Source organism: Capilliphycus salinus ALCB114379 (assembly GCF_047276495.1).
Classification (GTDB): Bacteria; Cyanobacteriota; Cyanobacteriia; order Cyanobacteriales; family Microcoleaceae; genus Capilliphycus; species Capilliphycus salinus.
On sequence record NZ_CP178543.1, the window covers coordinates 2264752 to 2277188 of the forward strand.

General features: G+C 45.1%; 14 protein-coding genes. 7 read left to right on the plus strand and 7 right to left on the minus strand.

Annotated elements, in window-relative coordinates:
- Positions 1–19: 19 nt before the first annotated feature.
- The 4 genes from nrdR to ACL6C3_RS09380 form a co-directional block, all read right to left on the minus strand.
- Positions 20–634: a transcriptional regulator NrdR gene (nrdR, locus tag ACL6C3_RS09365; protein ID WP_413166897.1), complete on the minus strand. Its 615-nt coding sequence runs from the start codon at positions 632–634 to the stop codon at positions 20–22.
- 209 nt (positions 635–843) lie between these two features.
- Entirely contained in the window at positions 844–939 is a 96-nt protein-coding gene (locus ACL6C3_RS09370) for a photosystem II reaction center protein T (protein WP_413166898.1), read from the minus strand.
- A gap of 203 nt (positions 940–1142) precedes the next feature.
- Entirely contained in the window at positions 1143–2672 is a 1530-nt protein-coding gene (gene psbB, locus ACL6C3_RS09375) for a photosystem II chlorophyll-binding protein CP47 (protein WP_413166899.1), read from the minus strand.
- 280 nt (positions 2673–2952) lie between these two features.
- A complete protein-coding gene (locus tag ACL6C3_RS09380) occupies positions 2953–3303 on the minus strand; it encodes a hypothetical protein (RefSeq protein WP_413166900.1) in 351 nt (116 codons plus the stop codon).
- Between the two features lie 220 nt (positions 3304–3523).
- Here ACL6C3_RS09380 and ACL6C3_RS09385 point away from each other — a divergent pair, with 220 nt between their 5' ends.
- From ACL6C3_RS09385 to ACL6C3_RS09400, 4 genes are all read left to right on the plus strand, one after another.
- The gene (locus tag ACL6C3_RS09385; RefSeq protein WP_413166901.1) at positions 3524–4684 is read left to right on the plus strand and encodes an AI-2E family transporter; all 1161 of its coding nucleotides are present in this window, start codon (positions 3524–3526) and stop codon (positions 4682–4684) included.
- Entirely contained in the window at positions 4681–5805 is a 1125-nt protein-coding gene (locus tag ACL6C3_RS09390) for a tetratricopeptide repeat protein (RefSeq protein WP_413166902.1), read from the plus strand. Before ACL6C3_RS09385 ends, ACL6C3_RS09390 begins: the two co-directional genes overlap by 4 nt.
- Positions 5806–6010: 205 nt before the next feature.
- A complete protein-coding gene (locus tag ACL6C3_RS09395) occupies positions 6011–6328 on the plus strand; it encodes a helix-turn-helix domain-containing protein (protein WP_413166903.1) in 318 nt (105 codons plus the stop codon).
- 218 nt (positions 6329–6546) lie between these two features.
- The gene (locus ACL6C3_RS09400) at positions 6547–7248 is read left to right on the plus strand and encodes an RNA-guided endonuclease InsQ/TnpB family protein (protein ID WP_413166904.1); all 702 of its coding nucleotides are present in this window, start codon (positions 6547–6549) and stop codon (positions 7246–7248) included.
- An 83-nt stretch (positions 7249–7331) separates the two neighbouring features.
- Here the strand turns inward: ACL6C3_RS09400 and ACL6C3_RS09405 are convergent, their stop codons facing one another.
- On the minus strand, positions 7332–7772 hold the full coding sequence (locus ACL6C3_RS09405) for a hypothetical protein (RefSeq protein WP_413166905.1): 441 nt from the start codon (positions 7770–7772) through the stop codon (positions 7332–7334).
- A gap of 275 nt (positions 7773–8047) precedes the next feature.
- On the opposite strand from ACL6C3_RS09405, the gene ACL6C3_RS09410 reads away from it, so the two are divergent.
- The 3 genes from ACL6C3_RS09410 (at position 8048) to ACL6C3_RS09420 (ending at position 10471) form a co-directional block, all read left to right on the plus strand.
- A complete protein-coding gene (locus ACL6C3_RS09410) occupies positions 8048–8698 on the plus strand; it encodes an esterase/lipase family protein (protein WP_413166906.1) in 651 nt (216 codons plus the stop codon).
- 99 nt (positions 8699–8797) lie between these two features.
- Positions 8798–9637: a TIGR00297 family protein gene (locus ACL6C3_RS09415; protein ID WP_413166907.1), complete on the plus strand. Its 840-nt coding sequence runs from the start codon at positions 8798–8800 to the stop codon at positions 9635–9637.
- A 72-nt stretch (positions 9638–9709) separates the two neighbouring features.
- A complete protein-coding gene (locus tag ACL6C3_RS09420; protein WP_413166908.1) occupies positions 9710–10471 on the plus strand; it encodes a peptidylprolyl isomerase in 762 nt (253 codons plus the stop codon).
- A gap of 80 nt (positions 10472–10551) precedes the next feature.
- Here the strand turns inward: ACL6C3_RS09420 and hetR are convergent, their stop codons facing one another.
- On the minus strand, positions 10552–11457 hold the full coding sequence (hetR, locus tag ACL6C3_RS09425) for a heterocyst differentiation master regulator HetR (protein WP_413166909.1): 906 nt from the start codon (positions 11455–11457) through the stop codon (positions 10552–10554).
- A gap of 429 nt (positions 11458–11886) precedes the next feature.
- The gene (locus ACL6C3_RS09430; RefSeq protein WP_413166910.1) at positions 11887–12147 is read right to left on the minus strand and encodes a hypothetical protein; all 261 of its coding nucleotides are present in this window, start codon (positions 12145–12147) and stop codon (positions 11887–11889) included.
- Positions 12148–12437 lie beyond the last annotated feature (290 nt).

Consider the following 12437-nt stretch of genomic DNA (forward strand, 5'->3'; position numbering starts at 1 on the left):
TTCTTGGGAGCGAAGAAATTCAAGGAAAAATCACTTCTTGGTGTCTGGCTTGATTTTCATCAACTTCCCCGTCTGATGGGGATGAACTTTTTAACGAACTCAACTCAGACACCGAGGCTTCCTCCTCCTGGGATGACCAATCAGAAACCGATGCTTCCCCTTGAGAAACGGCCGTCTTTTTCTGGTAGCTTTTGAGGTGATCTAACGCCTCCACAAAATCTCGAATCCCTTGAAACTTGCGATAAACCGAAGCAAAACGGACATAAGCCACTTCACTAACCGATTGTAGCTGTTCTAGAACTAATTCCCCAATTTCCTGACTTGAAACCTCCCGGACAGCCCGCTGTTGTAATTCGGCTTCGATTTCATCAATAACTATCTCTAAAGCCGATCTTTCAATGCCCGTCTTTTCACAAGCCCGAATTAAACCTCGCAACAATTTAGAACGATCAAACGACTCCCTCTTCCCATCTCGCTTAATCACGGTAATCGGAACGTATTCAATTCGTTCGTAAGTCGTGAAGCGATGCTGACAATTCAAACATTCTCGCCGCCGCCGAATACTCTTACCGGACTCCGCCGAACGAGACTCTAAAACCCGACTACTGGTATGTTGGCAAACAGGACACTGCATAACTATAGCTCTTCAAAGTGGGGATTTCCTCCGAGGGTCAGTCCCTTTCATTTGAATCAAGAGAACATCATTTTTTTTACAAAAACCGGATTAGAGACTTCAGGAGGTCAAGGAATTCTCCCCTACCCCATGAAGTCTGTTTATATTTGATTTGATCGGTGCTATATTTTCGATATTTTTATGACTCAAAAGCCAAAAAGCTTTCTGATCTATTTTCCAATCCGAGGCGGTTCCCGGAAGGCGATCGCAAAAAATAGCACTCCAACGCCCAAAGCCAAGACTAAGATATATGCAACGCTTTCCATGTGATCAACGTTTCCTTATATTTCTATTGACTACCAGTTTACCAGTTTACCGATCAAAACTGTCGAAAAAATCCGTTGTCAACTGAATCAATACAAGATGAGAGCTAAGACTAGAGGATCAATTCAATCTTCTAGCTTAACTCTCAGACCCTAATACTCACCCCAATCTGAGGTGAATCCAATTTCTCGACCCAAAAAGGAGTTTAAACCGCCTTTTTAGCACGGGTGGTCTTATCACCCACTTTCTGGAATAATCCCCATTCCACTTGTTCTTCCATGTCGGCTTCGACTCCGGCAAATACATCCCGGAAGATCGTACGAGAACCGTGCCAAATATGTCCAAAGAAGAACAGCAGAGCGAAGCAAGCGTGAGCAAAAGTGAACCAGCCTCGGGTACTGGTGCGGAATACCCCGTCAGAACCCAGGGTTTCGCGGTCAAACTCAAAGGGCTGACCCTGTTGAGCCAAACGAGCATATTTCTTAACGGTGGGCGCATCGCTAAAAGTCTGACCGTTCAACTGACCGCCGTAGAAAGAAACCGTAACTCCAGCTTGCTCAAAGCTGTAACGAGATTCGGCGCGACGGAAAGGAATATCGGCCCGGATGACGCCATCAGAATCCTGTAAGACAACGGGGAAGGTTTCAAAGAAGTTGGGAAGGCGACGTACCGACAATTCGCGACCTTCACTATCTTTGAATACGGGATGACCCAACCAACCTTGGGCGATACCATCACCGTCATTCATCGGGCCTACACGGAATAAACCGCCTTTAGCCGGACTGTTACCGACATAATCATAAAATGCCAGTTTTTCAGGGATCTCAGACCAAGCTTGCAATAAGCTATCACCGGAGGCGACACTGGCCTGAACTCGCCGCTCAATTTCTTGCTGGAAGTAGCCCTGATCCCACTGATAACGGGTCGGACCGAACAATTCGATGGGAGTTGCCGCCGAACCGTACCACATGGTTCCGGCAACCACAAAGGCCGCGAAAAACACCGCCGCAATACTGCTGGACAGTACCGTTTCGATGTTCCCCATCCGCAGGGCTTTGTACAGGCGTTGGGGCGGCCGCACGGACAGGTGGAATAGACCGGCAATAATGCCCACAACTCCCGCCGCAATGTGGTGAGCCACAATACCCCCCGCATTAAACGGGTTGAAGCCTTCCGGCCCCCACGACGGCGCGACGGGTTGAATACTTCCGGTCAGGCCGTAGGGATCGGAAACCCACATTCCCGGGCCAAACAGTCCGGTTAAGTGAAACGCTCCGAAGCCAAAGCAGAGAAGACCGGACAAGAACAGGTGAATCCCAAACATTTTGGGTAAATCTAAAGCCGGTTCGCCGGTGCGGGGATCGGTAAACAGTTCGAGATCCCAATAAACCCAGTGCCAAACGGCCGCCAAGAACAGCAAGCCGGACAGAATGATGTGAGCGGCAGCCACACCTTCAAAAGACCAAACTCCGGGGTTGGTTGCGGTTTCGCCTGTGATGCTCCAACCGGCCCAAGATTGGGTGACTCCCAAACGAGCCATAAACGGCATCACAAACATCCCCTGACGCCACATCGGATTTAAAACGGGGTCAGACGGATCAAAAATTGCGAGTTCGTAGAGGGCCATTGAACCCGCCCAACCTGCTACAAGAGCAGTGTGCATTAAATGTACAGAAATCAGTCGTCCCGGATCGTTGAGAACTACTGTATGTACACGGTACCAGGGTAGTCCCATTGACTACTCTCCTCCTCGATTCCTAAGGTATACTTGTTAAACTTTGCTGTGAATACCCGTTTGCCTACCCTAAAGTTGACAATTTGTCAAGATTTCTTTAAGCTCAGACAAGTTTACGGGCGATCTGCATACATGAAACATATTTAAAGAAGTGTATCGATAGTTAGAACCAATTGCAAGTATGTTGACAAAACTCACCCAATACCCAAGCCAAATTTTGCCACCGGGTCCGGCAGCAAATTGCAGGGGCCAATTGAGTGTTAATACCCGGACAATCGGTTCAAAGTTCACCCTCTGAAGAGATTAAGGCCGTCTCTATCCTTTGACATTGAGCCGAAGCGGTACACAAACGATCCAGCACTTGGTCAGCCGTAATTAGGCGAGTCAAAATCACTTGACCAATGCTACGAGCCGAGTGATTGCGATCGCCGCCTTGATCGATGGGCTTAACTTCCAGCATCAAAACCGCATCTTCTACCCGATGCAGCCACATTTTCTCATTCTTGTCACACAAACACAGATTCAGTCTCTGGATTTCCGGTGGCCGACGGCGGGCTGTTTCATCCCACAAACCCCCTACACCCCAAACACGACCCACAGTCCATCCATCTGTCAAAAAAAAATATTTCATGGACTTTAGACGCGGTAACTGTATCATAAACTCAACTTGAAGATAGCGCGAAATTCCGGGGCAGTTCGGTTTGATAAGAATAGTTTTCGATTTGCATCGATGCCATCAAACTCACCGGTTAACCCCATCTTCCACAACTCCCCAACTCTTGCGATAATGAGGAAAATCTGAACAATAGACTATTCATCCCGTCTATCCGGCTAACAGGAGACATCCCCCAGTGAAACTTGCCGATTGGATTGGTTTACTTTGTCTGATTCTGGCACTGCTGATTTTGTGGCAATTTCGGCAGATTGTCCTGCTGATTTTTACCGCAGTCATTTTGGCGATCGCCCTCAACAGTTTAGTCCGATGGTTGCAACGCTTTCGCCTCAAACGCAGTATTGCAGTAATCGTCGCCCTCAGTTTAGTTGTATTCTTTGGGACTCTATTTTTCAGCCTGGTTATGCCCCCTTTTCTAACTCAATTTCAGCAACTTATTGAGTTAGCGCCCCGAGGATTCAATCAATTTATCCGTTGGGTTGATAACCTCTTAGAAAATCCTCCCCTCTGGTTGCCGGAACAATATCAATACGAATTTCAGATTCCCACCATTCCCGAAATTGCCCAACAAATCGGCCCCCTTGCTCAAAACGTTTTGGGGAACTTTTTTGCCTTCTTTTCCAACTCCGTCACCACTTTACTCCAAGTCTTATTGGTGATTGTATTAACCCTAATGTTTCTCGCCAATCCCCTCGCCTATCGGCAACTTTTTGTGCGTTTATTTCCCTCCTTTTACAGACGGCGAGCCGATCACATTCTCTCGGGATGCGAAACCGCTTTATTACTCTGGATGGGCGGAATTGTAATTAACTCTATTTTTATTGCCAGTTTAAGTGCGGTCGGTTTATTTATTCTGGGGATTCCCTTCGTTTTTGCCCATGCGTTGTTAGCCGGAGTTTTTAACTTAATTCCCAATCTAGGCCCCGCTGCCAGTGTAATTTTTCCGGTGTCTGTCGCCCTTTTAGACGCACCCTGGAAAGCTTTAACCGTGATTATTCTCTATATTGTCATTCAAAATTTAGAAAGCTACTGGTTTAGCCCGATGATCATGCAGAAACAGGTTTCTCTGCTTCCGGCTGCAACCTTAACCGCTCAAATTTTCTTTGCCAGTTTTTTCGGTTTTTTAGGATTAGTCTTAGCCCTTCCTTTGGCGGTTGTTTCTAAAATTTGGATCGAAGAAGCCATAATGAAAGATATCTTAGATCAATGGCACGGCACCCCAGAAAAATCCTTTACCGAAACTTCCAGCGAAGCTTTTACAGATTTTGAACTCGACTCGGAACCTTTCGCCAGTGATAGCCTTTCTTCTATTGAAAATGAATCGGATTTTCCCCAATGAAAGAGATCGAACAAGTCGCCGCAGCTTTAGAAAATCAAGACTATAAAACCGCTGCCAAACTTCTAAAACAACTCCAAAAACAATCCCCCGAAAATCCTTGGGTACTGTTCTATATTGGCCGTTGGTACGAAGGAACGGATAAACTTCAATCCGCCGAAAAAATCTATCGAAAATTGCTTCGCAACGCCACAAATCCTAAAGTAATCGATCTGGCTCGAAAAGGCTTACAACGCCTCGAAACCCTCGAACAAAACCGACGACAAGCCGCTATTAATCAAGCCAAAACTGACCCCCGCAATAGCGAAACCGGAGTCCTAATTCTTGAACCGATTCTCCCCGAACACAAACAAACCGCAGCCCAACATTTAGCCAAACTCCTAAATACCGATCCCTACACCGCCAGAATGCAGTTACAAAGTCGGGGTTGGCGCCTGTATCGCACCGGTGAAATGGCGGAATTACAAGTTTATGGTCAAGAAATGCAAAATGCAGGAATTCCCGTCTTTTGGGTGAGTCTATCGGATATTGAGAGAATTCATGTGTTTCGAGTTCTCTATTTTCAGTCGATTTCACCTCAACCGGTGGTCGTTTGTCAAAATCAAAATAATCAGTTGGGTTCCCTTTCTTTTGACTGGTCAGAAGTCACCCAACGGGTCGAAGGTTTACTTCCTTTGTTTATGGAAGCGATGGACTATGACCCCCGACGACGCCGCACGGACCGATTTCGCCACAAAGAGATGACTCAAGACTACGCTCAGGTGTATGATCTACATCTGGGCGATCGCCAGTCTATTCTGCGCTTTTGTGACCAAACTTACGACTTTCAGCAGGGGATTTCTTTTAATCCCACGACATCCAACCCCTCAGCAAAGGGTGCTTATCCGGCTGAAAATACCACTCGCCTCAATTGGAACCGTCTGCTAGAGCGATTTAACCACAGTTTAGCTAATATTCCACTCTGGTCCGATTTTACCCCGTTTGCGGAAACGGCGATCGACTACACTCAACTTTTGAGCCGTTTAAACTCTCATCTTGATATTGATCGCAAGTCCGAAACCCCTTGGGACCCCGCATTTCATCTTTACAGCGGGTTAGTCTTTCTCAAAGTTCAACAGAAATAGCGGACAATACTGCGATCGCTCAATTCGCTATCGAGATGGAGCAAGAGAACTGCGACCATAATCAAAGATTTGGTCGCACGCGGGAATTGCGATTAACAAAAAAACCACTCCTAAGCGGTCAACCCTGGGAAACCCGCCTCAAGCTTTTCTTCGTCAAATTCTAACGGGGCAACCTAACTCGATAGAATTGTGTTATTATGCCCGTATGCTAACACTAACCTACGAGTTCAAGTTAATCCTCTCGTCAAAACAGATTGTCGTCATTGAAGAAATGTTGGCGGTCTGTAGAAATGTATGGAACTATGCCTTGAGAGAGCGAAAAGACTGGATAAGCAGTAGGAAATGTGCGATTAATTGTTGTTCTTTGCAGCAAGAATATGTAATCCCTGCGGATACACCGTACCCCAACTACAACGTACAAGCCGCAAATTTAACGTTCATCGAAGAAAAACAACTCAGAACTCAAATCAGTAAATGCTCAAGTCTTACAGCAAGTCCTGAAGAATCTAGAAAGAGCATTTAACAACATGAAAGAGCAGGGTTATGGTTTTCCTCGCTTTAAGAATAAGTACAGAATGCGGTCATTTGTGTTTCCTCAGTTTAAAAACAATCCAATCTCTAACGATTGGATTAGACTTCCTCAAATTGGGTTTGTTCGGATGAAATTATCCCGTCCAATCCCAGAGGGATTTAAACTCGCGCCAGGTGCGGGTGGTTAGACGGGCGAGTGGGTATTTTGCGATGTTATCGTTGCAAAGCCCCGTTAATGTTCCGGATATTCCACCATCTGGACATCCGCTAGGGATTGACATTGGACTCGATAAGTTTTTAGCAACTTCTGATGGCGAGTTGATTGAACGTCCAAAGTTTTTAACCCGACTACATAGTAAGCTGAAATTGCTACAACGTAGACTTAAATTAAAAACAAAGGGTTCATCGAATCGACATAAGCTCAATCAGAAAATTGCAAGACTCCATCAAAAAATATCAGATACCCGAAAAGATTTTCACTTGAAGCTGGCTCATCATTTATGCGACCAAGCCGGAATGATATTTGTTGAAGATTTAGACTTTAGAACCTGGGCGAAAGGAATGTTAGGAAAACATACCTTAGACGCAGGGTTTGGTCAGTTCTTCAATATATTGGCTTGGGTGTGTGGTCAACGAGGGGTATATTTTGGCAAGGTTGACTACAGATTTACCAGTCAAATTTGCCCAAGTTGTGGGGCGCATACAGGAAAGAAAAACCTGTCTGAACGCACCCATAAATGCTCCGAATGCCATTATGAAATTAATCGTGATATTGCAGCAGCAAAAGTGATTTGTCAACGGGGTATTACTGCGGTCGGGCAGATCGTGGTTCAAGAAATTGACTGTCTAGGCGTACTGTCGGGTATCGCGAGAACAGATAAGTGCCGTAAAAGCAGTAAGCCTAAATTGTGAAGTTTAGGAATCCCTCGCTATAATCTCCGATTTAGCGAGGGAAAATGTCAATTCGGCTAAAATTGCAGAAAGCCAAACTCAGCTTAACGACGTCCGACTTGACGCGCCATATCTTTGAACATATTCAGGCTCGGACCCGGACGACGACGGCCGGAGGAGGGTTGCTTCATCAAGTAGTCCGTCGAGAAAGTCATCCCCGCCGGAGTAGACTCCAGACCGTTGTTGAATGAAGGGGGTTCTTTCGGCTGAACGGGCATAGAGATAGCCTCAACCGTCGTCTTCGCCTGCTCTTTAGCTTCCTGTTTAGCTTCGGTCGGTGCGGCTTTGGCTTTGGCTTTAGTTGTGGTCTTTTTGCTGGTTTTTGCTGCGGGTTTGGGTTGCTCTTGCTTGGCTTTGGGTTCTACAGGAGCGGGTTGAGATTTTTCAGGAGCGGTTTGGTTTTGAGTTGAGTCGGTTGCTTTAGCATCGTCCAACTCTAAAAAATAATCAGACTTTTTATTAAAACCAAAAATTTTACCTATCATTGTTTTCCCTCTATTTTTTTAAAGAAATATTCTTAGATGCTAGATTAGAGGGAATCTGAAAGATTTGTCTATATTTATTTACAATAATTTACAATTAACGGTTATATAATATACAATAATCAATGGACTGAGTAAAAATACTGAGTAAATTGTTGCAATTCTTGATGTAACTCTCAGAATTGCCAGTCGGTCACTTGACAAACTGTACTACAACTGCTTACACCGCAAACAAATGTTAGTTTACTGGTAACATCAATTCATTGATTGCCTTTGCGATGAATAGCAGCAACCGTAATCCCGTTGTCCTGATTCACGGTATATTTGATACGACGGCGATTTTCCGAACCCTGTCGGCTTATCTAAGCCAACGGGGATGGGAGGTTCACAGCTTTGACCTCATCCCCAATTATGGATTTTTAGGACTGGACCGACTCGCCGAACAAATTACCGACTATATCAACCGTACCTTTCCCCCAGAACAACCAATAGATTTAGTCGGTTTTAGTATGGGAGGTTTGGTCAGTCGCTACTACGTCCAACGCTTGGGCGGAATTAAACGGGTACAACGTCTAATTACCATTTCCTCTCCCCACAACGGCACTTGGACCGCATATTTTTATGTTACACCCGGTACCCTACAAATGCGCCCCAAGTCAAAATTTCTAGAAGATTTAAACCGAGATGTCGCCCAACTCAATCAGATTAACTTTACCTCCATCTGGACTCCTTTGGATGGGATGATTGTCCCGGCGAGTAGTTCTCAGCTTCCGGTCGGTCAAGAGGTTATACTCAATGTGTTGCTTCACGCTTGGATGGTAAAAGATTATCGCTGTTTGAGCCGAGTCGCCGAAGCTTTATCCGCTCCCGTGAAAACATCCAAGCCGAACAATAATCAATATTTAGAAGTTCGCGACTTCAGGAGTTAAGGACTTCAGGAGTGTGGAAAATCGGGAGTAGGGAGGATAAACAAAAAACGGTTAACTGTAAAACGTGGTGACTCATTAAAGTTTAACTGCCTATTGAAAATGTCAAATTTTAACCTGAATTGGAATGATTTGTTGTTGGGATTGAATCCTTGGATCGTGGCGATCGCTTTGAATACTATTTTACTCGCAATCGTGGCGATCGCCCCAAAAAAATTACTCACCACTGCCGGAATTATTCACGCTTGGATATTGGGGGTATTAATTTGGGGAAGTTTGGGTTGGCAAGGCTATTTAGTGGTCGCGTTTTATTTTATAGTCGGTTCTGGGGTAACTCGAATTGGTATGGCCGAAAAAGAGGCCGCCGGCATTGCCGAAAAACGCAGTGGCGCCCGGGGGCCGGAAAATGTTTGGGGTTCGGCGTTAACTGCTGCGCTGTGCGCGTTGGGAATTTTGCTGGTGCGGGGGCTATTTGCTGAAACGGCGACAGCGGGGGAAATTATCCCGTTACTGCTGTTGGGTTATGTGGCGAGTTTTAGCACCAAGCTATCGGATACCTGCGCCAGCGAAGTGGGGAAAGCCTACGGTAAACATACCTTTTTGATTACCACGTTACAGCCGGTCGCCAGAGGAACAGAAGGAGCGGTCAGTTTAGAGGGGACAGTTGCCGGAGTTGTTGCTTCGATTTTAATTGCTTTGGTGGGTTGGGGAGCGGGTTTAATTGGCGCTGCGGGTCTTGTTTGGTGCGTGTTGGCGGCTTTTATCGCGACCAATCTCGAAAGCGTGATTGGGGCGACTTTACAGGCGGAGGTTTCCTGGTTAACCAACGAGGTGGTGAATTTTATTAATACATTTATCGGTGCATTTGTGGCGATGGGACTGGCTTTAGCCTGGAATTCGAGTCAAACGCTGTTAATGACTGAAGCTTTGTTGTTGAGATAGAATTATTCGGGCTAGGATAGACTAGCTGGTTTCTTTTGTGTAGTTGTTTTTCTGTTGAGGAAGTGACTCGGTATGGCTCAACCTTTTTTAACGGTCAATGATGAACCCATTACTTTGGGACAGTCTTTAAGGTATTTGCAATCTTCGGGAAAGTTGCAATCTTTTCTCGGAGAAATGCTGCGTCAGTACATTGTTGATAAAGAGTTAACATCAAGAGAAAATTTGAATATTAATTCTTCTGCTGTTGAACAAGCGGTGATTAATTTTCGACTCGAACGCAATCTGACTGACCCGCAAGCGTTTCAGCAATGGCTGGAAAGCAATCAAATGAGTTATGATTCTTTTCATCAACAAGTGGAAACGGGATTTAAACGAGAGAGTTTAAAACTGTCTATTGTTCAACCGCAACTCGAAGCTTATTTTCAAGAACGTAAGCCTTTTTTAGATTCGATTATTCTCTCTCGGATTGTGGTTGCTGATTACGAACTCGTCGAAACTTTGCACCGTCGCCTTCAAGAAGAAGAAGCCCGTTTTGAGCAACTCGCACGGGAACATTCTCTCACTCCCGAACGGAATGTTAACGGGATGATGGGAGCGGTCAGTTTGGGGTCTTTACCGGATACTCTCAAGCCGATTATGACGGGAGCGGCGCCGGGTCAGATTGTTGGTCCTTTAGAGATTGAAGGACGTTGGTGTATATTTCGGGTTGAACAGATTATAGAGGTTTCTTTTGACGATCCGAAGTTGAAGCAAAGATTGCAAAATGAGTTGTTTGAACGTTGGATTAATGAGAAGCTGAAAAGTCTGACCGTGAAAATGCAAATTACTGATTAGAAATAGAGGTAAATGCTAATTGCTAATTGCTAACTTTTAAAGGTAAATTAGCGATTAGCGATTAGCAAGAAACTAATATTTTATTCCTCGTCTTCTTTCGGACCGAAGACTAATTGTAAAATCATGGTTTCTCCACCGGCTTGATGATAACGATCTGCCCACTGTCTGAGGATTTCATCTAACTCCTCTAAAGCGCGATCAATGCGATCGGGAGGAATATCGAGTTCCTCTAAGGCTCGCATCACTTTCGGTTGACGTTCGGCCCAATCTCTCATTAACCGGAAATATCGGGCGGTATCTTCGACCATGATATAGGTGCGTTCTTCTTGATCTTCTGGGGAATAAGATGCGCGAGTCAGCGCGTAAAAAGGCATTCCCCAAGGAGAATCAACTTTAGTGACCGTACCCGAATAAATTAAACGGCGCTTGATATGTTCGGCTAAGGCTTCACTTAAAGCCATTCGCCGACTCGGATCTAAATCTTCTTGAGAACGTCTGTGAAGAAACTCGATTAACTCCATAAATTGAAAAGAGTTAATCAGTTGAGCATCCGGTAATAATTTGGGAAGTTTGCTTTCGATCACCCGCTTTTCTTCCGGGGTGAGATTATTTCCGGGAATTCGGGGTTTTCCCGGTTGCCAGGGGTATTGTTCTAACCAAACATAGGGAAACTGGATTAGGTAGCGAGGTTCTTGAGACCCCAACATTTTCAACAGTTTTCCTTCGGTTACAGCTTGTCGCACTTCCTCGACAATCACCTTAACGCGCTTGGGTTCAATATGGTGCAGGTGTCCTGTCATCCGCAGGTTTTGATCCTGTTCCATATAGGTCATATAAATTGCACATTTGGCTGCCGTAGCCGCCGCATCTAAAAAAGCCCCATGTCGATGCCCGCTCGTCCGCATGGCACTAAAAGCCAAATATAGCATGATCTGATCCATCGAGCTTGGGCCAAGAGATTTGATCAGATCGGTATCTTTTCTCATGATTGTCCTTAGAAATAGCCTAATTTGGAGGCATGGTATCATCCTCCGTTAACGGTTGCTTAGGTTTGAACTTGCTCAATCTTAACTATCAGGCAAGTCACCTAATCACATCGCCCATACCAGTCCCTGCCCCCTGATGTAGATGAGGCTTGGGTGCGATCGTGAAGTTTCATCCGAATCACGTACCATAGCACCCTCTATTGTCAGTCAATTAGGACCGCTTTGGGTACATTATACCCTCGATATTGAATGATTTTAGGTTATTGGTTTCCATAAGTTCCATAATATAGACAAAATCGGCCAAAATGCAAGACTGCTAACATCCAAGCCGTTTTGGGTTTGGATATTAGCAGTCTAATCGATTAAAATCACTTTAGGGTTGCTCAAGATCACATCGGATGATGTTTGGACTCTGAGTCTAAAACCCGCCTATCGTTGCTCTTTACGACCGCTACCCCGACGGAAATCAATGGCGTTACCTTCAGAGTTGGTGTTATGGTTCTCTACAAACCGACGTCCTTTTCCTCTATTGGGGTCTGAACTTTTATTATTCATTAATTGTGCTGACATCATATATTTTTGGTTTGCTACTTCTAATGAGGCTGTTAATTGGTGATTTGCAGCTTGAACTTGATCGGCAATCCCAAGTAAAAGAAGGCTAGTGAGGGCAAAAAATGTTGTGTATTTCATGGGAAGCGTCCGGAATTAACCTGTCTATTTCCTAATCCGAACCAAACGGGAGTAGATCAGGAAAAATTCCAAAATTTTTCCAATGAAATTCACGGGGTGTTACTCTCTTTAGCAATCTTTCAGTGTTTTTACCGTTGCTTTCTATAAGCGTCAGGAAGTTTTCGCGATTTTGTACAGACTCAAGTCCAGAATTTCCAAAAATTTATGATGACAATCAACTCTCGGTCAGATTGGGATCTGTCACACTCCGGGTCACTGGCGTTGACCGATTGGAGTATGTTAGAATTGGG